This window comes from Streptomyces termitum (assembly GCF_014650175.1).
In the GTDB taxonomy this organism is placed as follows: domain Bacteria; phylum Actinomycetota; class Actinomycetes; order Streptomycetales; family Streptomycetaceae; genus Streptomyces; species Streptomyces termitum.
In genome coordinates this window covers 240,232-261,632 of sequence record NZ_BMUL01000002.1, presented here as the reverse complement: position 1 = coordinate 261,632, position 21,401 = coordinate 240,232, and the positions used below count along the sequence as shown (strand labels likewise).

General features: G+C 74.3%; 12 protein-coding genes. 8 read left to right on the top strand and 4 right to left on the bottom strand.

The features are described 5' to 3' along the window. Window positions 1-114: 114 nt before the first annotated feature. The 5 genes from IE219_RS04530 to obgE all read left to right on the top strand — a co-directional run bounded on the left by IE219_RS04530 (window position 115) and on the right by obgE (window position 7,622). Complete coding sequence (locus IE219_RS04530) at window positions 115-906, top strand: TIGR03936 family radical SAM-associated protein (RefSeq protein ID WP_189975197.1); 792 nt, start codon at window positions 115-117, stop codon at window positions 904-906. Window positions 907-1,138: 232 nt separating this feature from the next. Continuing rightward, the gene (locus IE219_RS04525) at window positions 1,139-4,996 is read left to right on the top strand and encodes an Rne/Rng family ribonuclease (protein ID WP_189975196.1); all 3,858 of its coding nucleotides are present in this window, start codon (window positions 1,139-1,141) and stop codon (window positions 4,994-4,996) included. 483 nt (window positions 4,997-5,479) lie between these two features. Next, window positions 5,480-5,800, top strand: a complete 321-nt coding sequence (gene rplU, locus IE219_RS04520; protein ID WP_189975195.1) for a 50S ribosomal protein L21 — start codon at window positions 5,480-5,482, stop codon at window positions 5,798-5,800. Between the two features lie 14 nt (window positions 5,801-5,814). Continuing rightward, a complete protein-coding gene (gene rpmA / locus IE219_RS04515) occupies window positions 5,815-6,069 on the top strand; it encodes a 50S ribosomal protein L27 (RefSeq protein ID WP_030494090.1) in 255 nt (84 codons plus the stop codon). Between the two features lie 113 nt (window positions 6,070-6,182). Continuing rightward, window positions 6,183-7,622 carry a GTPase ObgE gene (gene obgE / locus IE219_RS04510; protein WP_189975194.1) on the top strand — a complete coding sequence of 480 codons (1,440 nt, stop codon included), beginning with the start codon at window positions 6,183-6,185 and terminating at the stop codon, window positions 7,620-7,622. A 96-nt stretch (window positions 7,623-7,718) separates the two neighbouring features. Here the strand turns inward: obgE and IE219_RS04505 are convergent, their stop codons facing one another. Then, complete coding sequence (locus tag IE219_RS04505) at window positions 7,719-9,854, bottom strand: PIG-L family deacetylase (protein ID WP_189975193.1); 2,136 nt, start codon at window positions 9,852-9,854, stop codon at window positions 7,719-7,721. A 269-nt stretch (window positions 9,855-10,123) separates the two neighbouring features. Here IE219_RS04505 and IE219_RS04500 point away from each other — a divergent pair, with 269 nt between their 5' ends. Together IE219_RS04500 and IE219_RS04495 are read left to right on the top strand one after the other, a co-directional pair. After that, window positions 10,124-11,191: a hypothetical protein gene (locus tag IE219_RS04500; RefSeq protein WP_189975192.1), complete on the top strand. Its 1,068-nt coding sequence runs from the start codon at window positions 10,124-10,126 to the stop codon at window positions 11,189-11,191. Next, window positions 11,188-14,007 (top strand): stealth family protein, encoded by a 2,820-nt coding sequence (locus IE219_RS04495; protein WP_189975191.1) that lies wholly within the window; start codon window positions 11,188-11,190, stop codon window positions 14,005-14,007. The genes IE219_RS04500 and IE219_RS04495 overlap by 4 nt, the downstream gene beginning before the upstream one ends. 41 nt (window positions 14,008-14,048) lie before the next feature. Here IE219_RS04495 and IE219_RS04490 read toward each other — a convergent pair whose 3' ends face one another. Next, window positions 14,049-15,776: a stealth family protein gene (locus IE219_RS04490; RefSeq protein WP_189975190.1), complete on the bottom strand. Its 1,728-nt coding sequence runs from the start codon at window positions 15,774-15,776 to the stop codon at window positions 14,049-14,051. Between the two features lie 189 nt (window positions 15,777-15,965). Between IE219_RS04490 and galE the strand changes: the two genes are divergently transcribed. Further along, window positions 15,966-16,949: a UDP-glucose 4-epimerase GalE gene (gene galE / locus IE219_RS04485; RefSeq protein ID WP_189975189.1), complete on the top strand. Its 984-nt coding sequence runs from the start codon at window positions 15,966-15,968 to the stop codon at window positions 16,947-16,949. 102 nt (window positions 16,950-17,051) lie between these two features. On the opposite strand, the gene IE219_RS04480 is transcribed toward galE, so the two are convergent. Both IE219_RS04480 and IE219_RS04475 read right to left on the bottom strand, forming a co-directional pair. Next, window positions 17,052-18,158 (bottom strand): glycosyltransferase, encoded by a 1,107-nt coding sequence (locus IE219_RS04480; RefSeq protein WP_189975501.1) that lies wholly within the window; start codon window positions 18,156-18,158, stop codon window positions 17,052-17,054. A gap of 62 nt (window positions 18,159-18,220) precedes the next feature. After that, the gene (locus IE219_RS04475) at window positions 18,221-21,091 is read right to left on the bottom strand and encodes a bifunctional glycosyltransferase/CDP-glycerol:glycerophosphate glycerophosphotransferase (protein WP_189975188.1); all 2,871 of its coding nucleotides are present in this window, start codon (window positions 21,089-21,091) and stop codon (window positions 18,221-18,223) included. Window positions 21,092-21,401 lie beyond the last annotated feature (310 nt).

The window sequence follows — 21,401 nt, the reverse complement described above, 5'->3', positions numbered from 1 at the left end:
GGACCCAGGGGACGCCCAAGAGCTTCCGGGCGGAGCGCCACCGCGCCCGCCCCGCACCGAGGAGAAGAACCACTGGGCAAGCGACAGCCCGAAGGTCCGCCGCCCGCACCGGCGGTGCAGCGCATCCGACTGCGCTACACCAAGCGAGGCCGCCTCCGGTTCACCAGCCACCGCGACTTCCAGCGCGCCTTCGAGCGCGCCCTGCGCCGCGCCGAGGTGCCCATGGCGTACTCGGCCGGCTTCACCCCGCACCCCAAGGTGTCGTACGCCAACGCCGCCCCCACGGGTACGGGCTCCGAGGCCGAGTTCCTGGAGATCGCCCTCACCGAGCGCCGCGACCCCGAGACCCTGCGGGCCCTGCTCGACGAGTCCCTCCCGGCCGGCCTCGACATCACCGACGCCGTCGAGGCCCGCACCTCGGGCCTCGCCGACCGGCTCGCCGCCTCCGTGTGGGAGCTGCGGCTCGACGGCGTCCCCGTCGAGGACGCGGAAAAGGCCGTCGACGCCTTCCTCGCGGCCGAGACCGTGGAGGTGCAGCGCAAGACTAAGAACGGCATCCGCACCTTCGACACCCGCGCCGCGGTCGCCGCGCTCGCCGCGGACCGGCCCCAGGGCGATCCCCGGGGCGATGGGCCCGCGGACGACGCCTGTGCGATACTGCGGCTGGTCGTTCGGCACATGACACCCGCCGTGCGACCCGACGACGTCCTGTCCGGTCTCCGCGCCGTGGCCGACCTGGCGCCGCCGGTCCCCGCAGCGGTGACCAGGCTGGCGCAGGGGCCCTTCGACGAGGAGTCCGGCACGGTGACCGACCCGCTCGCGCCCGACCGCGAGGCAGTCACGGCCGCTTCTACCACGGCCGCCGCGACCGCCCCGGCGACGGCGCCGGAGGCAGGCCCCGCGTAGGGGACGACGTCGAGCGCAGCCCTGGCACTCGGGAGCCACCTGGGTCGGGCCGCGCACTGACCAGGAGACTTTCGCCAGGCCGTCCGCATCGGGCGTACGGAACCGGCGAGCCATACATCAGCTCCCGTGCGGCGCCCGCGCCCCGGACGGGCGGCACCGCGCACGACGCGCGTCCGTGCCGCCCCGCCGGAATCCGACGCGGCGCCCGGGAGCGTGACGGGAGAACCCCCGCATGCTCGACGAGACCAACGAGACCCACGACAGCAACGCCCCCGGCGACAAGCTGCCGCCGCGCCGCCGGCGCCGCGCCGCCTCCCGCCCCGCGGGCCCCCCGGTCGCGGCCGGCACCGCCGCCGACACGCCCGAGGCCGCCGAGGCCCCGGCCGCCGTCGAGGCGCAGGCCCCGGCGGACGAGCCCGAGGCCGCTCCGGCCCGCACCCGCCGCCGCGCCACCCGCAAGGCCGCCGCGCCGGTGACGGCCACGGCCGCCGCCGAGGAGCCCGCCGCGACCCCGGCCGAGGCTCCCGCCGCCGAGCCGGTGGCCGAGGAGCCGGTGGCGGAGGCCGCTCCGGCCCGTACCCGCCGCCGCGCGACCCGCAAGGCCGCCGCGCCCGAGACCGCCCCGGCCGCCGCCGAGGAGCCCGCCGAGGCCCCGGCCGCCGTCGAGGCGCAGGCCCCGGCCGAGGAGCCGGAGGCGGCCCCCGCCCGCACCCGCCGCCGCGCGACCCGCCGGGTCTCCGCCCCGGTGACCACCGTCGAGGCCGGGACCGAGGCCCCGGCCGAGGCTCCCGCCGCCGAGCCGGTGGCCGAGGAGCCGGTGGCGGAGGCCGCCCCGGCCCGTACCCGCCGCCGCGCCACCCGCAGGGCCGCCGCGCCCGAGACCGCCGTCACCCCCGACGCCGCCGCCGAGATCGCCGCCTCCGGCGAGGCCCTCCCCGAGGACACCGTCGAGGAGATCGCCTCCCACGGCGCCGAGGTCGCCGCCGCCGAGACCGCCGCCACCCGGGGCCGTGGCCGCCGCCGGGTCAGCAGCCCGCAGTTCACCTCCGAGCCGCCCGCCGCCGGGGAGGAGCGCGGCCCGCGCCGCGCCGCCCGCCCCGCCGTCGCCGTCTTCCAGGCCCCGGTCTTCACCGAGCCGATGTTCCAGACGCCGGAGACCGCCGCCTTCGCGGCCGCCGCCGTCGCCGAGACCGTCGAGGAGGAGCCGGAGGAGGAGACCGAGGAGACCGTCGTCGAGACGGCCCCCGCCGCCGAGACCGCCGAGCGCGCCGAGACCGGTTCGCGCCGTCGCCGTCGCCGCCGCGGCGAGCCCGTCGCGGTGGAGCCCGTACCGTCCACCGTCGCGGACGAGCCCGAGGTCGAGCACGTCGCCGACGAGGCCGAGGAGGCGGAGGCCGAGGAGGCGGACGAGGCCGACGAGTACGGCGACCGTCCGTCCCGCCGCCGCCGTCGCGGGGGCCGTCGCCGCCGCCGCGGCGAGCACGCCGAGGCGGACGAGGCCGACGAGGCCGACGAGTTCCACGCCGAGGGCGAGGAGGAGTCCGGCGCCGAGGAGTCCGAGGACGCCGAGGACGACGACGAGTCCGGCCTCTCCGGCTCCAGCAGCTCCCGTCGCCGCCGTCGCCGCCGCCGTCGCAGCGGTGACGCCCCGGGCGAGGGCGAGGCCGCCGACGAGGACGGCGTCCGCACGGTCGTCAAGGTCCGCGAGCCGCGCCCGGCCCGCGAGAAGGCCGAGCACGGCACCGGCGCCGACGAGGTGCAGTCCATCAAGGGCTCCACCCGCCTGGAGGCCAAGAAGCAGCGCCGCCGCGAGGGCCGCGAGCAGGGCCGCCGCCGCGTCCCGATCATCAGCGAGGCCGAGTTCCTGGCCCGCCGCGAGGCCGTCGAGCGCGTCATGGTCGTCCGCCAGAACGGCGAGCGCACCCAGATCGGCGTCCTGGAGGACAACGTCCTCGTCGAGCACTACGTCAACAAGGAGCAGGCCACCTCGTACGTCGGCAACGTCTACCTGGGCAAGGTCCAGAACGTGCTGCCGTCGATGGAGGCCGCCTTCGTCGACATCGGCAAGGGCCGCAACGCGGTCCTCTACGCCGGCGAGGTCAACTTCGAGGCGCTCGGCATGGGCCACGGCCCGCGCCGCATCGAGGCCGCCCTCAAGTCCGGCCAGTCGGTCCTGGTGCAGGTCACCAAGGACCCGATCGGCCACAAGGGCGCCCGTCTGACCAGCCAGGTCTCCCTCCCCGGCCGCTACCTCGTGTACGTCCCCGAGGGCTCGATGACCGGCATCAGCCGCAAGCTCCCGGACACCGAGCGCGCCCGCCTGAAGACCATCCTCAAGAAGATCGTCCCCGAGGACGCGGGCGTCATCGTGCGCACCGCCGCCGAGGGCGCGAGCGAGGACGAGCTGCGCCGCGACGTGGAGCGCCTCCAGGCGCAGTGGGCCGACATCCAGAAGAAGGCCGGCCAGATCACCACGTCCGCGCCGAGCCTCCTCTACGGCGAGCCGGACATGACCGTCCGGGTCGTCCGCGACATCTTCAACGAGGACTTCTCCAAGGTCATCGTGAGCGGTGACGAGGCGTGGGAGACCATCCACGGCTACGTCTCGCACGTCGCGCCCGACCTGGCCGACCGCCTGACGCGGTGGACCAGCGAGGTCGACGTCTTCGCCACCTACCGGATCGACGAGCAGCTGATGAAGGCGCTCGACCGGAAGGTGTGGCTGCCGTCCGGCGGCTCGCTGGTGATCGACAAGACCGAGGCGATGATCGTCGTCGACGTCAACACCGGCAAGTTCACCGGCCAGGGCGGCAACCTGGAGGAGACCGTCACCAGGAACAACCTGGAGGCGGCCGAGGAGATCGTGCGCCAGCTGCGGCTGCGCGACCTCGGCGGCATCGTCGTCATCGACTTCATCGACATGGTCCTGGAGTCCAACCGCGACCTGGTGCTCCGCCGCCTCCTGGAGTGCCTGGGCCGCGACCGGACCAAGCACCAGGTGGCCGAGGTCACCTCGCTCGGCCTGGTGCAGATGACCCGCAAGCGGGTCGGCCAGGGCCTCCTGGAGTCCTTCTCCGAGACCTGCGTCCACTGCAACGGCCGGGGCGTCATCGTCCACATGGAGCAGCCGGCCTCGCACGGCGGCGGCGGTGGCGGCAAGCGCGCGAAGAAGCGCGGCCGGGGCGGCGACGGTCACGACCACGACCACGCCCACGACACGCACGAGGCGCACGAGACCGAGACGCACGAGACCGAGGCCGAGGTCGCGGCCGAGGTGGCCGCCCCGGTGGCCGTGCCGGTCCCGATCGCCCCGGACGAGGAGCTGTACGGCAGCGCCGCGGAGGCCGAGGCCGCCGCCACGCGCGGCCGTGGCCGCCGCCGGGTCACCCGCAAGGTGACCGCGCCGGTGACCCCGACCCCGATCGCGGAGCCCGTCGCCGAGCCGGCCGCCGAGATCGTCACGGAGATCGTCGCGGAGCCGGTCGCCGAGCCCGTCGCGGAGCCGGAGCCCGTGGTGGCCGAGGCGCCGGTCGAGGCCGAGGCCGTGGAGGCGGCGCCCGCGCCGCGCACCCGCCGCCGCGCCACCCGCCGTGCCACCTCCCCGGTCGTCTCGACCGGCGAGCAGGCCGCCGGGGCGCCGGAGCCGGAGGCCGTACCGGCGCCGGAGCCGGTCGTCGAGACCGCGCCCGAGCCGGTCGCGGAGCCCGTCGCGGAGACCGTCACCGAGCCGGTCGCCGAGGCCGTCGCGGAGCCGGTCGCCGAGGAGGCGCCCGCCGCCGCGCCGCGTGCCCGTCGCCGGGTGGTCCGCAAGGCCACCGCCCCGGCCGGTGCGCCCGCCGGTGCCGAGGCCGCCGAGATCGTGGTCGCCGCGGCCGCCCCCGCCGACTCCGAGGCCCCGGCCGCGGAGTCCGGCGAGGAGCCCGAGGCCGCCCCGGCGGCCAAGAAGGCGGCCCGCAAGACGGCGAAGAAGGCCACCGCCAAGAAGGCCGCCACGAAGAAGACGGCGGCCAAGAAGACGGCGGCGAAGAAGACCGCCGCCAAGAAGGCCCCGGCCAAGAAGGCGGCGGAGAAGACCCCGGCCCAGGACTGACGTCCCGGCAGGTCCTCGTGCGAAGTCCCGCCCGGCCCCCGAGAGGGGGGCGGGCGGGACTTCGCGTGTTTCACCGTGTTTCACCGTGTTTCACCGTGTTTCACCGTGTCAGGAAGGGACCGGCTCCCGGTGCCGACGGGCCACGGCAGCGCCGCGTGCGCCCACCGGACCCCTGGCCGGCCCACGGCGGACGTCCCGCCGCGACCGGCCCCACCCGGCCCCGCCGACGCCCCGGGAAGCCGTCGTCCCGGACGCCGGCGAGCGCGCGACGGCCCCGGTCCGGTGGTCCGGGCGCCCCCGGCAGGGCCCGGTTTGACCTCTCAAGCCGGTCACCGTAGCCTTGGCCGTCGGCGTGTCTGTGTACGCGCCACCCCCTGAGCACCCCACCCTCCCGAACCGCCGCGCGGTGACGGAGGAGGCCCCTCCCGCGTTCGCGGGGGACGGCTGGCTTCAGAGGTTCCCGTCGAGTGAGAGAGAGTCCGCGTGTACGCCATCGTGCGCAGCGGTGGTCGCCAGCACAAGGTTGCTGTCGGCGACATCGTTGAGGTTGACAAGATTTCCACCGCCAAGATCGGCGACACGGTCGAGCTCTCGACCCTGCTCGTGGTCGACGGCGAGGCCGTCACCAGCGACCCGTGGGTCCTGGCCGGCATCAAGGTCCAGGCCGAGGTCGTGGACCACACCAAGGGTGCCAAGATCGACATCCTGCGCTACAAGAACAAGACCGGCTACCGCCGTCGCCAGGGTCACCGCCAGCAGTACACGGCGATCAAGGTCACGTCCATCCCGTCGGCCGCGAAGTAAAGAGGGACTGAGCAATGGCACACAAGAAGGGCGCATCGTCCACCCGGAACGGTCGCGATTCCAATGCCCAGCGGCTCGGCGTGAAGCGCTTCGGCGGTCAGGTCGTCAACGCGGGTGAGATCCTGGTCCGCCAGCGCGGCACCCACTTCCACCCGGGCTCGGGCGTCGGTCGCGGTGGCGACGACACCCTGTTCGCCCTGCAGGCCGGTTCGGTGCAGTTCGGCACCTTCCGTGGCCGCAAGGTCGTGAACATCGTCCCGGTCGCCTGATCGGACGTTACTGCGGAGGCGGACCTCACTTCCCCGGCGGGGAAGAGGGTCCGCCTTTCGCGTGTTACTAGATAGACATTACGTACGAAGCTGACTGCTGGAGGCACAGAACCATGACCACCTTCGTGGACCGCGTCGAGCTGCACGTCGCCGCGGGTAACGGAGGCCACGGCTGCGCCTCCGTCCACCGGGAGAAGTTCAAGCCGCTCGGCGGCCCGGACGGCGGCAACGGCGGCCGTGGCGGCGACGTGATCCTGGTCGTCGACCAGTCCGTCACCACCCTCCTGGAGTACCACCACTCCCCGCACCGCAAGGCCACCAACGGCAAGCCCGGCGAGGGCGGCAACCGCGCGGGCAAGGACGGCCAGGACCTCGTCCTGTACGTGCCCGACGGCACCGTCGTCCTCGACGGGAAGGGCGAGGTCCTCGCGGACCTCGTCGGCCACGGCACGACCTACGTCGCCGCCGAGGGCGGCCGCGGCGGCCTCGGCAACGCGGCGCTGTCCTCCGCCCGCCGCAAGGCCCCCGGCTTCGCGCTGCTCGGCGTGCCCGGCGACCTCCAGGACATCGTCCTGGAGCTGAAGACCGTCGCCGACGTGGCGCTCGTCGGCTACCCCAGCGCCGGCAAGTCCTCCCTCATCTCCGTCCTCTCGGCCGCCAAGCCGAAGATCGCGGACTACCCCTTCACCACCCTGGTCCCGAACCTCGGCGTGGTGACGGCCGGCTCGACCGTCTACACCATCGCCGACGTCCCCGGCCTCATCCCCGGCGCCAGCCAGGGCCGCGGCCTCGGCCTGGAGTTCCTCCGGCACGTCGAGCGCTGCTCGGTCCTCGTCCACGTCCTCGACACGGCGACGCTGGAGTCCGACCGCGACCCGGTCAGCGACCTCGACATCATCGAGGAGGAGCTGAAGCAGTACGGCGGCCTCGACGACCGGCCGCGCGTCGTCGTCCTCAACAAGATCGACATCCCGGACGGGCAGGACCTCGCGGACATGATCCGCCCGGACCTGGAGGAGCGCGGCTACCGCGTCTTCGAGGTCTCCGCGGTCGCCCGCACCGGCCTCAAGGAGCTCTCCTTCGCCCTCGCCGACATCGTCGCGAAGGCGCGCGCCGCGAAGCCGAAGGAGGAGGCGACCCGCATCGTCATCCGCCCGAAGGCCGTCGACGACGCGGGCTTCACCGTCACCTACGACGAGGCCGAGGAGGTCTACCGGGTGCGCGGCGAGAAGCCGGAGCGCTGGGTCCGCCAGACCGACTTCAACAACGACGAGGCCGTCGGCTACCTCGCCGACCGCCTCAACCGCCTCGGCGTCGAGGACGCGCTGATGAAGGCGGGCGCCCGCGCGGGCGACGGCGTCGCCATCGGCGCGGAGGAGAACGCGGTCGTCTTCGACTGGGAGCCCACCCTCATGGCCGGCGCGGAGATGCTCGGTCGCCGTGGCGAGGACCACCGCCTGGAGGCCCCGCGCCCCGCCGCCCAGCGCCGCCGCGACCGCCAGGCGGAGCACGACGACGCGGACCGCGAGTACGACGAGTTCGACCCGTTCTAGCGGTCCCCGCCCGGCCCTGCCGGAGCGGAACGGAACCGGGACCCCCGGCGGCTTCGGCCGCCGGGGGTCCTTTCGCGTCCAGGGACGCGGGCCGGGTCAGGCGGGGGCCGGCGGGCGCAGCGGGGTGAGGGCCGGGACACAGGAGAGGGAGAGGGAGACGGTGGCGGCGGTGCCGTCCGGATGGACCAGGAGGGCGGGGGCGCCGACCTGCGGGGCGGCCGCCGGTGAACCGGCCGCGAGGACACGCCCGCCGGTGAGGTCGTAGGCGGGCCGCCGGTCCGCGCCGACGGGGACGAGGAGCAGGTCCCCGCCGGACGGGGCGAGGCCGATCCGCCCGTACCCGGGGATCGACGGCCGGGCGACCGTCCGCCAGCGGCGGCCCCGGCCGGGGGCCAGCCGGGCGACGACGACGCCGTCGCCTTCGGCCCGGCGGTAGCAGAGCAGGACCGAGCCGTCCGGGGCGGTGACCGCGTCCGGCACGTCGCCGGGGCACCCGTCCGGCGGGCGCGTGCCCCGGTGCAGCGGGCCGCCGGGGGTGCGCTGGGCCCAGTGCTCGATCCGTTCCGCGGAGGCGCCGAAGAGGTGCACGAGGCCCCGCCCGTCGACGGTGGCCGCCAGCCCCTCCTGCACGTCGCCGCCGGGCAGGACGTACCACGGCGACCAGCGGCCGTCGGTGTCCAGGACCCGGGCGCAGACGCCCCGGTCGCCGTTGCGGACGAAGAGGTGGACGCGGCCGTCCGCGTCGGTCACGGCGGTCGGCGCGCCGGTCAGCCGGGTGCGGCGGGGCACCGTCTCGGGGCTGCCGAGGCCGAGCCAGGACGTCTCGAAGCCGCCGCCGGGCGTCCGCTGCCGCAGCAGGACGACCTCCCGCAGGTTCCGCGCGGCGGGCCCGCCGAGGGAGGTGAAGCGCAGGCCGAAGACGAGGTGCCGCCCGTCGGGGGCGCGGACCACGGAGAGCGCGGGGGCGAGCGGGCCGCCGCCGAGGTCCTCGGGCGGCCCGAAGGTGCCCGCCGACGGCCCGGACCGCCAGCGGGCGAGGCGGGTGCCGAGGACCCCGTACACGCTCAGCCGGCCCCCGGGACCGGTCAGCACCCGGGGTCCGGCGCCGGGGTGGCGCGGGTGGGTGGAGCGGATCCAGCCCTTCCGGGAGGCGAGCGCGGCGTTCCCGCCGAGGGCGTAGTCGCCGCAGCCGGAGGGGTTGCCGCAGGGCCAGCGCGGGTCGCCGCCGTACGCGTCGAGGTAGCGGGCCTTGAGGGCGACCGCGGAGGGCGGCAGGTTGTGGGGCCAGCGCTGGTTGTAGTAGCCGCGGTATGCCTCCGTCTGGAACGGCCGGGCGCGGTCCCGGCCGCCCCAGCGGGCGAGCGCGGCCCAGGCGAAGAGCCCGGCGGCGGTGTGGTCGGGGTGGTCGGAGTAGCCGGGCTGGTCGCTGCCGCGCGGGTGGCGCCGGTCGTGGACCTGGGCGTCGGGGTCGGGATCGAGGGTCCGGACGAGGGTGGGCCGGGTCCGGGAGAGCAGGTGCACGAGGACGTCGACGAGGTCCCGGCGGCCGTACGAGAAGCTTCGCCGGACCGGTGACTCGGGGGCCGGACGGGTGGGCAGGTTCACCCCCGGGCCGTCCCACAATCGGGTGAGATTCACCGGGGTCCCGCCGTTCGCGGCGTGCATGCGCAGGCCGAGGAAGACCAGCTCCGCGCACCGCCCCCGGTGGACGAGCCGGTCGACCTCCGCCTGCCGGCCGCCGGGCAGGGGGAGCGCGGACCGATCCCAGGGGGTGAAGAGGGGAGCGCCGAGCATCCGCGCGTACGCCTGCCGCAGTCCCTGCTGCCGGGCGGAGACGTAGGCGGGCACGTTCGGCCGGGCGGGGGGTCCGCCGGGGGCCGCGTTGCGCCCGAAGGCGCCGCCGTCGGTGACGTACACCGAGGTCACGGGGGTACCGGCGGACAGGTCCCGGACCAGGTCGGGGTTCATGAAGAAGAGGTCGTCGTCCGGGTGGGCGAGGATCTGCAGGACGGCGGGCGGCCCGGCGGGGGCGAAACCGGCGCCCGGCGCGGGGCCGGTGCCGGCGATCCGCCGGACCGGCGGTGCCGCCGGTCCCCGGGGGCCCGGCGCGGGCCCGGGGGCGGAGCGTCCGGAGCAGCCGCCGACGGCCCCGGCGACGGCGGTGACGGCGGCGGCGAGGAGCAGGCGGCGCCGGGACGGCGCGGTGTCGTCGAGAGCGGTCCAGCGTCCCATGACCCCTATGCCTTCCTGTCGGAGAGGAGGGATTTGTCAGGGTGAGAGGGGAAAACCGCCACCTGGATTTCATCCGTTTGTATGAGAGTCGTCATCGAACATACGGATCAGCACCGATTTGCCTTTGTCGGGGGCCATTGCCACTATGTGGCGCCGATCTGTCAACCCCCTGAACGGAAGCCGGGATTGTCGTGAGTGACGCCTTGCTGCCCTACGCGGTGGGTGCCGCGAAACGAGCCCGGCGGGTGGCGGTGAGGGTGCGCCGGCGGATGGAACGGCTGCACACCGCACCGGCGTTCGGCGGGGGGATCCCGCCCCGCTCCGCGCTCCGCCCCGTCCACCTCTCCGTCCTCGGCGGCCGCACCCTCAACGTCGCCGTGCCCGCCCCGCCGTCCGCCGGTGTCAGTGCGGCCCGGCTGGAACTCGTCCGGGGCCGGAGCGCCCACCGCCTCCCGCTGGAGGCCGAACCGCAGGCCGACGGCAGCCTCCTGCTCACTGCGACCACCGCCCTGTCCTTCACGGACGGCCCCCCGGCCCGGAAACCCGGCCCCGACCGGGCCCCCGCCGAGAGCCCCGGCCGTGACGCCGACCGGGCCCCCGCCGAGGCCCCCGCCGAGGGCGCCGGCCCGGCCGGGAGCCAGGACACGGGCCAGGCCACCGGAGAGGCCGCGGCCCGCGGTCCCGGTCGTCCCGGGCTTCCGCTCTCCGCCGGTCTGTGGCGTCTCGCCGTCGTCCTCACCGGCGCGGACGGCGGCGAGACGCGCACCGGCGTCGCCGCCGTCGGGCTCCCCGCCGCCGACGGCCCCGTCGCCCCCGTCTCGCCCGACCCGGTCCGCGGCGCCCTCTTCCGGCTGATGCGCTCGGTCGACGGCTTCGCCGTCCTCCGCGTCCGGCCCCCCGCCCACCAGGCCGAACTCGACACCTTCGCCCTGCGCTGGGACCGCGTCACGGTCCGGGGCAGGCTCATCGCCCCGCGCGGCCCGGCCGCCTCCTACACCGCGCAGGCGGTGCGGCGCGGCGGCGGCGCCGTCGTCGGCGCCCCGGTGGAGTGGGACGGCGACACCTTCGCCTTCGACCTGCCCCTGGCCACCATGGCGGCCCGGAAGGGCGGCCGGTGGGACGTCCAGCTCCAGCGGGGCCGCACCGGGCTCAGGATCGCCCGCCGGCTCACCGACCTGCGCCGCCGCGACCAGGTGATCCGCACCTCCTTCCGGATCGTCGCCCTGGCGGACGGCTCGCTGCTGCGGGTCCACGCCTACATCACCCCGGCCGGGGCGCTCGCCGTCTCCTGTGCCGCATTCGAGGGCGCCCCCGGCGGCGCGGAGGAACGCGTATGAAGATCACCATCCTGCTCACCTGGGGCGACGCGATGGGCGGCACGGAGATGGCCGCCTACACCCAGGCCGCCCAGCTGGCGCCACGTCACGAGGTGGAGGTGCTCAGCGTGTTCCGCACGGAGGCGGAGCCCTTCCTGCCGGAGGCCGGGGGACTGACGCTCCGCTACCTGGTGGACCGCACCGGCCGCGCCCCCCGCCCGGTGCGCGGCTCCGCGCTCTCCGCCGCCGAGTGCGCGGCCCTCGCCGCCCTGCCCAGCGAACTGATCGACCCCGCCTGGGAGCCCGCCTTCGACCGGCTCTCCGACATCGAGATGACGGCGGCGCTCGCCGGGCTCGACACGGACGTCCTGGTCACCACGACCCCGGCGCTGATGGCCGCCGCCGTCACGCTCGCCCCCGCCCGGGTGGCCGTCGTCCACCAGGAGCACCGGGTCTCCCAGCTGCGCGGCGCCACCGGCGAGCCGCTGCTCACCCACGCGCCCCGGCTGGACGCCCTGGTCTCGCTGACCGAGCTGACCACCGACTGGTTCGCCGAGTCGCTGGGGTCCGCCGCCCCGCGCCTGGCCACCGTCCCCAACGCCATGCCCGACGGCTACCGGCCCCGCTCCGACCTCGGCTCGAAGACGGTCGTGGTGGCGGGCCGGATGGTGCCGGAGAAGCAGCTCGACCACGCCGTGCAGGCCTTCGCCGAGGCCGTCGCCGAGCACCCGGACTGGCGGCTGCGGGTCTTCGGCGACGGGCCGCAGCTGGTCAACCTGCGCCGGCTGGTCGAAGGGCTCGGCCTGCACGACCGGGTCGAACTCGTCGGCCGCAGCCGCCGGATGGAGGAGGAGTGGGCGACGGCCGCGCTCTGCCTGATGCCCTCGCGGGTGGAGTCCTTCGGCCTGGTGATGCTGGAGGCGTTCACCGCGGGCGTCCCGGTCGTCGCGTACGACACCCTCACCGGCCCCTCCCAGATCGTCCGCCACGAGGTGGACGGGCTCCTGGTGCCCGCCGACGACATCGCCTCGCTCGGCGCGGCCCTCTCCCGGCTGATGGGCGACGACGAACTGCGCGCCGCCTACGGGGCCGCCGCCCGCGCCGGGGCCCGCGAACGCTTCGCCCCCGAGCTGGTCACCGCCCGCTGGGACGCGCTCTTCGCCGAGGTCGCCGCCGAGGCCCCGGCCGCCCGCGCCGCCGCCCGCGCCGACCGCGCGGCCCGCCGGATCGCGGCCGGCGGCGGCCGCAGCTTCGCCGTCTCCGCCCCGGTCGGCAGGCTGTCCCCGTCGTCCGGGGAGCAGAAGGCCCGTGAGGTCGTCCTCCAGGCGAAGGACCCCAAGGCGCTGGTCCGCTCGGCGGGCCGGCTCGCCGAGGTCCGCGACGACGTCCCGTCCTGGCGGATGGGCGAGATCAACCTGGAGCTGACCGCGTCCGCGCTGGAGCGGCACGGCGTCCCCTTCGTCCTGCTGCACGACCCGGCGACCGTCGGCCACCGGCTCGCCGTCAAGGACGCCGACCGGGAGCGCGCGCTGCGCGCCCTCGGCACCGAACTGCACGGCAGGCCGGTCTACGCGGAGCTGATCGCCCCCCGGACCGCCGCCCCCGGCGCCCGGCTCGCCGAGACCCTGACCGCCGCCCCCGAGGCCGAGGGCGTCCGGGTCTTCAAGCCGCTGGTCACCACCAGCCGGACACTGCGGTACGGGCCGGTGTACGGCTGCGGCGTCGAGTTCTGGACCGCGGAGGAGGGCGGCACCGGCTGGTACGCGGCCCCGCGCGGCACCACCCCGGTCGGCCCCCGGCTGCCCGGCCTCGACGGCGACGCCCGGATCGCGGTCGGGGGCCGGGAGTACCCGACCCTGGAGATCTTCACCAGGAGGCTCATGGGGGACGTCGACTTCCCCGTCGACGCCGTCTACACCTGGGTCGACGACACCGACCCGGCGTGGCGCGCCAAGCGGGACGCCGCCCGCCGCGCGCACGGCCTGCCCGCCGACGACGCCCAGTCCGGCGACGTCCGCTTCCGCAACCGCGACGAGCTGCGCTACTCGCTGCGCTCGCTCGCCGCGCACGCCCCCTGGATCCGGCGGATCTTCCTGGTCACCGACGACCAGGCACCGGCCTGGCTGGACACCGGCCACCCGGACGTCCGGCTGGTCGGCCACCGCGAGCTGTTCGCCGACCCGGCCTGGCTGCCCAGCTTCAACTCGCACGCCATCGAGTCCCAGCTGCACCGCGTCGAGGGCCTCTCCGAGCACTTCCTCTACCTCAACGACGACGTGTTCTTCGGCCGCCCGCTCGCCCCGGGCAAGTTCTTCCGGTCGAACGGCACCTCGCTCTTCTTCCACTCGCCGACCGCCGTCCCGCCGGGCGAGGTCACCGAGGAGACCGAGGGCTACTTCGTCGCGGCCAAGAACAACCAGGCCCTCCTGGAGGCGGCCTTCGGCCGGGTCGCCACCCACGGTTTCCTGCACACCCCGCACGCCCTGCGCCGCAGCGTCCTCGCGGAGATCGCCGAGCGCTGGCCGGAGGAGACCGCGCGGACCGCCGCGACCCCCTTCCGGGGCCGGACCGACCTGTCGATCACCTCCTCGCTCCACCACCACTACGGCTACCTGACCGGCAAGGCGTCCCCGGGCGGCATCTCCGCCGCGTACGCCAACATCGGCGACTACCGGCACCACGTGGCGCTCGGCCGGCTCCTCGCGGCCCGGCACCGCGACGTCATCTGCGTCGGCGAGTCGGCGGAGGCCGAGGTGCCGCAGGACGAGCGGGACCGGGTGCTGCGGGCCTTCCTGGAGGCGTACTTCCCGGTCCGCTCCCCGTACGAGAAGGACTGACCCGGCCGGGCGGGGAGGACTCTCCCCGCCCCGCCCGGCCGCTAGCGCTTCTCGTACGGGCTGGGCACCGGGAAGTACGCCTCCAGGAACGGGGTGATCAGGTCCTTCTGGCCGTCCGCGTCCCCCTCCGCGGAGGTCGTGTCGTTGACGCAGAAGACCGCCCGGTCCCGCTGGGCGAGCAGCCGGCCGAGCCGGGTCTCCGTCCACGGGTGGGTGAGGTCCAGGTAGGCGTACGGCAGGTCGGTCGAGGGGACCGCGCGGCCGGTGTGGAAGGCGTAGTAGTGGTGCAGCGAGGAGGCGATGGAGATGTCGTCGACGCTGCGGAAGCGGTTCGCCTCGGTGCGCCGGTAGGCGGCGTCGAACTCCGTCTCGATCTCGGTCAGGACGCTGCGCCGCAGCGGGTGCGGCATGTGCTTCATCTTCTGCACCAGGACCGTGCCGTACCGCTCCTGGAGCAGCCGGCGGTTGTTCTTGCCGGCGGCGGCCACCGGCGGGTCGTCGGGGCTCCGCTCGCCCAGCGGCACCAGGGCGGGGGAGGGGAAGAAGCGGGTGATGCCGCTGGCCAGGAAGAAGTCCTCCGGGGTGACCTCGCGGCTCAGCATCACGTCGTCGTTGAGGTAGAGGAAGTGCTCGGAGAGGCCCTCGATGTGGTGCAGCTGGGACTCGATGGCGTGCGAGTTGAAGGTGGGCAGCAGCGCCGGCGAGCGGAAGATCTCCTGGTGCGGGACGACCCGCAGGTGGGGGGCGGCGGTGTCCAGCCAGGCCGGGACCTGGTCGTCGGTGACGAGGAAGACGTTCCGCACCCAGGGGGCGTACAGGTGCAGCGAGCGCAGCGAGTAGCGCAGCTCGTCGCGGCTGAGGTAGCGGGCCGCGTTGGCCGATTCCGCGTGGTACCCCTCGCCGGAGTACCGCGCGCGCCGCCGCAGCCACTCCGGGTCCGACCCGTCCACCCAGGTGTAGACGACGTCCACCGGGAAGGTGACCTGGTCGGTGCGGACGACGGCGGTCTCCGCACGGGCCGGCACCCGGGGCTCCTCCCGGGCGTCGGTGAAGCCGGTGAAGCAGGACTCCGGGGCGTCGACGATACGGCCCTGGCGGGGGAGCGCGGCGACGAGCCGGCCCGGCCGGGGCGCGACCAGCTCGCCGTCCTCGTGCCGCCAGAACTCCACGTCGCAGCCGTACGGGGCGCCCAGCTTGAGCTGCCCGGTGGGGTCGGTGCGGTACCAGACGAGGCGCAGCACGGCGGCGGCGCGCAGCCGGTGCCAGGTCGAGGGGGCGAAGCCGGGCCGGGACTCCCGCCCGGCCGGACCGCCGGTCCCGGCGACATAGCCGGGCTCGTGGTCGCAGGCGGCGGCCAGGGCGGCGAGGACCTCGGCGCGGTCCTCCTCGCGGACGGCCACGGCGGAGGAGGTGTCGGCCTTGCCGGGCACGCAGAAGTGCTCGATCCCGGCGGCGGCGAGCGCGGCGAGCACCGCGTCGAGGTTGGCCCGGCGGGCCCGCAGCGGGGTGATCCCCTCGGAGACCAGGGCCACCTTCGGCTCCCGGCCGATGTCGATCACCGTCCGGCCGGGGCCGGAGGTGAGCGCCGCGTAGCGCCGGGCCAGCCGGTTGCGGCGCAGCCGCTCGGCGGCGGCGGTGCCGCTGGCGATGCCGAGCTTCACGCGGCGGCGCACATCGGCGTCCACCTGGGAGACGACGGCCCGTCGCACGCGGGCGGGCACGGCTCGGCGGTAGACCCCGAGCAGCCGGGGCGATTCGGGATTTCGCACAGCCGTTTACTCCTCGAACACGAACATACGCGGAGAGTTACCGTTCCTCAGTATGCCGCCTCCCGGACCCCTGCCAGGCGCGCGGAGTCCACCCGCGCGCTCCCCGCGACGGGGCCGGACAGGCCCGAAAGGCCCGGAAGGTACGCTGTCCCTCCGCAAGTGCTCAGCGAAAAGGGATGTGGGGAACGCATGACGTACCTGATCACCGGCGGTGCCGGTTACATCGGCTCGCACGTGGTCCGGGCCATGACGGCGGCCGGCGAGCGGGTCGTCGTCCTCGACGACCTGTCGACCGGATACACCCACCGGATCCCGGAGGGCGTCCCCCTGGTGGTCGGCTCGACCCTCGACCGCGACCTGCTCGACCGCGTGATCGCCGAGCACGGTGTCACCGGCGTCGTCCACCTCGCCGCGAAGAAGCAGGTCGGCGAGTCCGTCGAACTGCCGCTGCACTACTACCGCGAGAACATCGTCGGCCTCACCGTCCTCCTGGAGGCGGTCGCGGCGGCCGGCGTCCGCAACTTCCTCTTCTCCTCCTCGGCCGCCGTGTACGGCATGCCGGACGTCGACCTCGTCACCGAGGAGACCCCCTGCGTCCCGCTCAGCCCGTACGGCGAGACCAAGCTCGCCGGCGAGTGGCTGGTCCGCGCCACCGGCGCCGCCCACGGCATCGCCACGGCCTGCCTGCGGTACTTCAACGTGGCGGGCGCCGCCACCCCCGAGCTGGCCGACACCGGCGTCTTCAACCTGGTCCCGATGGTCTTCGAGCGGCTCGACGCGGGCGAGTCCCCCCGGATCTTCGGCGACGACTACGACACCCCCGACGGCACCTGCATCCGCGACTACATCCACGTCGAGGACCTCGCCGACGCGCACCTCGTCGCCGCCCGCAAGCTCGCCGAGTGGGCCGCGGCCGGCGAGCCGCGCGACCTCACCGTCAACATCGGCCGCGGCGAGGGCGTCTCCGTGACCGAGATGGTCGCCCTGATCAACGAGGTCACCGGCCACGCCACCGAGCCCCTCGTCACCCCGCGCCGCGCCGGTGACCCGGCCCGCGTCGTCGCCTCCGCCGACCGCATCGCCGCCGAGCTGGGCTGGTCGGCCCGGCACGACGTCCGCGACATGATCGAGTCGGCCTGGGGCGGCTGGACCGCGCACCGCGTCACCGTCTGACCGGCACGCCCGCGCCGTCCGGCGGCGCGGGTACGGGAACGGGCCGGGGAGCGACTGCTCCCCGGCCCGTTCCCGTACCGTCCGTGCGTCCCGCCCGCGCCGTCAGCGCTCCAGGAAGGCGAAGAGGGCCTCCCAGCGGTCGGTGATCTCCTCGGGCGCGTACCGCTTCACGTTCTTGAAGGCGGCCTCGCCCATCCGGTCCCGCAGCTCCTTGTCGGAGATCAGGGCGCTGATGTGGCCGCCCAGCTCCATGACGTTGCCGAGCCGGGCCAGCAGGCCGTCCTCACCGTCCCGGATTATCTCCCGCACGCCCGGCGCGCAGTCGAACGCCGCACACGGCACGCCCGCCGCCATCGCCTCCAGGAGGGTGATGGGGAAGCCCTCGGCGCGGGACGCCTGGGCGAAGACCGACGCCTCCGAGAGCGCCCCGAGGACGTCGTTCGTCCGGCCCATCCACTCCACGGAGCCGTCGAGGCCCAGCTCGGTCGTCCGGGCGAGCAGCGCCTGCTCCTCGTCACCGGCGCCGTAGATCCGCAGCTTCCAGTCGGGGTGACGGGAGGAGATCTCCGCCCAGCTGTCGAGCAGCATGTCCACGCCCTTCTCGTGGGAGAGGCGGCCGACCGAGGCGACCACCTTCCCGCTGCGGGCCACCGGACGCTCGGGGACGAACGGCAGGGCGTTCGGCATGTGGCCGACGTTGTCCATGCCCGCCCGGATCCACTTGTTGGCGTCCTCCGGGGTGAGGACGAGGAGCCGGTCGACGTCCTTGTAGTGGCGCTTCACCCGGGGGAGCCGGGAGGAGCCCGCACTGGCGTCGTACGACTCGTGGCTCATGCCGATGACGAGGAGCCCCGAGGTGTCCGCGAGGCCCACCCACTCCATCGCCCACACCTGCGTGACGATCACCACCGCACCCGGCCGGGCCGCCCGGAACAGGGCGGTCATCCGGTCGGCGCGCTCCTGCATGGCCGCCGAGCGGGCCGCGTACCGGCGCCGCTCCACCGCGTTGAGCTTGCCCTTGAGGCCCCTCAGCGCCTTGAGCTGCGGCGGGTGCTCCTCGTACAGGGTGGTGGTGGCGTACGGCAGCGGGTCGGGGAACTCGTGCCGCCGGTCGGCCGGGGCGGGCGTCACGCCGATGACGTGGACGGTGTGGCCGCGGCCGGTGAACTCCCGGGCCATCTGGTGCGTCCAGGTGGTCACACCGCCCATCTCGTCCACGCTGTTGGAGACGATGAAGATGTCGCGGGCTCCGGACACGGTGGTCTGGTCGGTCACTTCCCGCTCCCGGTGAAGAACTTGGCGACGATCCGGCGGGCCGCGTCGCCCCGGTCGTACTCGCTGAACTCGGTGTTGAACCGCTGACGGGCCGCCACGTACTTGGCGTCGGCCTCCTCGTCGAAGCGCGCGACCGCGCCGAAGAGGTCCTCCTCGGTCTCCACCACGGGACCCGGGGCGCGCTCCTTCAGGTCGAAGTAGGTGCCGCGGTTCTCCTGGGCGTACTCGTCGTAGTCGTACGTGAAGAAGATCATCGGGCGTTCGAGGAGCCCGTAGTCGAACATCACGGACGAGTAGTCGGTGATCAGGCCGTCCGCGAGGGCGAGCAGCGGGGTGACGTCGTGGTGCGAGGAGACGTCGACGACCCGGCCGCGCACCGACGGCGGCAGCGTCACGTTGTTCAGGTAGTGCGTCCTGATCAGCAGCGTGTGGGTGTCGCCGAAGCGCTCCGCGAACTCCTCGACGGAGAACGGGGCCTGGAACGCCTGCACCTTGCCGCCCGGACCGGCCCGGAAGGTCGGCGCGTACAGCAGCACCTTCTTCTCCGGGTCGATGCCCAGCTCGGCCGCCAGCGGACCGCGCTCGCGGACGCCGGACTCGGCCTCCTTCGCGCGGGTGGCGGCCAGCTCGTCGTTGCGCGGGTAGCCGACGGGCAGCAGCACCTCGTCGCGGAGCCGGAAGCCCTTCGCGAGGGTGCGCCGGTCGTGCTCGCCGCGGATCAGGAAGTGGTCGAAGCGGTCCAGGGCCTTCTGGAACGACGCCTGCGCGCCGAGCCCGCGGGCCTTGGTGCCCGGCTCGTCGAAGCCCATCCGCTTCAGCGCGGTGCCGTGCCAGGTCTGGATGTACGTGGTCCCCGGGCGCTTGGCGAGCGCCAGCGGGAAGCCCTGGTTGTCGATCCAGAACTCGGCCTGGGCCAGCGCCCGCAGGTACTGCCGGCTCCAGCGCCGCACCAGCGTCGCGTCCTTGGGGAACCCGGTCGGCTTGGCACCCGCGTAGGACCAGACGGCCTCGAACTTCACGCCCTGGCGGCGCATCTCCTCGTAGATCGCCTTCGGGCTGTCGCTGTACTGCTTGCCGAGGTGGCTCTCGAAGACGACGAGCCCCTTCTTGATCGGCAGCTTGCTGTACAGCTCGTGGTAGACGCGGATCTTCGTCTCGCCCGAGGACAGGTTCCGCTTGGCCGTGACCAGCCGGTGCAGACCGCTCTTCGCGAGCCGGGCGGGCTGCCCGTGCATCGCGCCGTCGATCATCGCCGAGGTGCGCACCGCCACCTTGCTCTCGGCGGTCAGCACGTACGACAGGTTGCCCTTCGGCGTGATCTGCGGCACGAAGCGGTCGGAGACCAGCGTGGTCAGGCGGGGCCGGATCCGCACGGAACCGGCCTCGTCGAGCGGGGTGCCGCCGGCCGAGACCCGGGTCCTGAGCTCGTCCTCGCCGACGGTGAGGACCAGGTGGACGTCCCAGACGGCGTCGATGACACCGAGCGGGCGGACCGCGCGGGCCACGTCCACCACGCCCGACCACTCGATGTGGTCACCGGCGTGCCGGACCGTCGTCAGCGGGATCCGGGCCGTCTTCCCGCTGACGTTGCGCCGGGCGGAGAACTCCAGGGCCGCGCCGAGCTTCGCGTCCGGGGCGATCCGGCCGAGCGGGTTGACGACGCGCCCGGACAGCTTGATCGAACCGCCGGCGCTCTCGTACGAGGTCAGCTTGTTGCCCAGGGAGAGCGACGTGAGCGGCTTGGTGTGGTGGCCGGCTGCCGTCACGTCCAGGATCGCGCGGCCCTCCTCGCCGTCCAGGTGCCGGTCGCACCAGTAGATCCGGCCGTCGCGCTCGACGAGCGGGCTGGTGATGCGGCCGGGGTTGGTGAGCGCGTCGGTCGCCGGGAGCAGGTTCTCCCAGTCCTCCCGCGTCAGCAGGAAGGCGCAGATGGCCTGGAGCGGCTGCACCTCGGAGTACGCCTCCGGGGAGATCCCGGCCAGGTACTCGTTCGCCAGCCGGGCGAACTCGCGCTGGTAGTCCTGGTCGAGGAGGGCCAGGTCGCGCAGGTGCAGCGCCAGGTCGTGCTTGAGGAACTTGATGTCCTTGCGGTACCGGAGGTCCTCGTAGCCCTTGCTCTCCAGCAGGGCGTCCACCCGGCGGTGGATCGTCATCCGGTGCACGAAGTTGGCGATCTCGTGGCGCCGGTTGCTGATCGACTTCGAGGCGGCGCGCTCCTGCACGTTCCAGTAGTAGACGTGGTTCGGGATGAGCGTGATCCGGCTCGCGGCGATGTACGCCTGCGCCGAGAAGAGCAGGTCCTCGTAGTGGATGCCGACGGGGAACTCCAGGCCCTGGTCCAGGAGGAAGCCGCGCCGGTAGCACTTGTTCGTCGAGAGGGTGTCGAAGACGAGCAGGTCGGGCAGCTCCGTGATGGAGTCGATCGTCCGCGTCTCGGCGTATATCCAGGGGTACCAGCCGGCGGTCTTCTTCTTCCGGCTGTCCACGGTGACGCGCACGCAGAGGCCCGACACCAGGTCGGAGCCGGTGGACTCGGCGGCCTCCAGCATGTTCCGGCAGGCGTTCCGCTCCAGCACGTCGTCGCTGTCGAGGAACATGACGTAGGTGCCGGCGGCCTCCTTGATGCCGAGATTGCGGGGCGCGCCGCAGCCGCCGCTGTTCTCCGGCAGCTGGAAGGCTCTGACCCGGTCCGGGGTCTTCGCCGCCAGCGCGCGGGCGACCTCGAAGGTGCTGTCCTTGCTGCAGTCGTCGACGATCACGACCTCGACGCTGTGCAGGGTCTGGTCCAGTACCGATTGCACGGCCGTCGGGAGACGCTCTGCGTCGTTGTAGGCGATGACGACCACGGAGACGTCAGGCACTTGCACCTCGATCCACTTTTCCTTCTTCTCAGACACACCCAAGCTACCTGGTGTTTCCTGCCCGTTCCGCGCACGCCCGGGCCCCCGTGCCACGATCGTGACAGAGGTGAGAAGAAGCCCTCGGGGCAACGGCCCAGCTCCGCCGGGAACCGCAGGTGGAGGCCGGTCGGGGGCCCGCGGGAGGCGGGCGCGCGCACGGGGGGAGAACCTACCCCAAACCCTACGACCGCCGTCGTGGCGAAGTGGCACACAACACACCGGATCCGGGCCGGGGAACGCTCCGGCCGTCAGGTCCTCCCCGGCTCCTTCCCTTCCC

Bases quoted from the DNA above. Each gene is read 5' to 3' on its own strand.
- IE219_RS04495 (WP_189975191.1), top strand. From the start codon at position 11,188: ATGAAGATCACCATCCTGCTCACCTGGGGCGACGCGATGGGCGGCACG.
- IE219_RS04500 (WP_189975192.1), top strand. From the start codon at position 10,124: ATGGAACGGCTGCACACCGCACCGGCGTTCGGCGGGGGGATCCCGCCC.
- galE (WP_189975189.1), top strand. From the start codon at position 15,966: ATGACGTACCTGATCACCGGCGGTGCCGGTTACATCGGCTCGCACGTG.
- IE219_RS04525 (WP_189975196.1), top strand. From the start codon at position 1,139: ATGCTCGACGAGACCAACGAGACCCACGACAGCAACGCCCCCGGCGAC.
- IE219_RS04505 (WP_189975193.1), bottom strand. From the start codon at position 9,854: ATGGGACGCTGGACCGCTCTCGACGACACCGCGCCGTCCCGGCGCCGC.
- IE219_RS04480 (WP_189975501.1), bottom strand. From the start codon at position 18,158: ATGGGCGGTGTGACCACCTGGACGCACCAGATGGCCCGGGAGTTCACC.
- rpmA (WP_030494090.1), top strand. From the start codon at position 5,815: ATGGCACACAAGAAGGGCGCATCGTCCACCCGGAACGGTCGCGATTCC.
- obgE (WP_189975194.1), top strand. From the start codon at position 6,183: ATGACCACCTTCGTGGACCGCGTCGAGCTGCACGTCGCCGCGGGTAAC.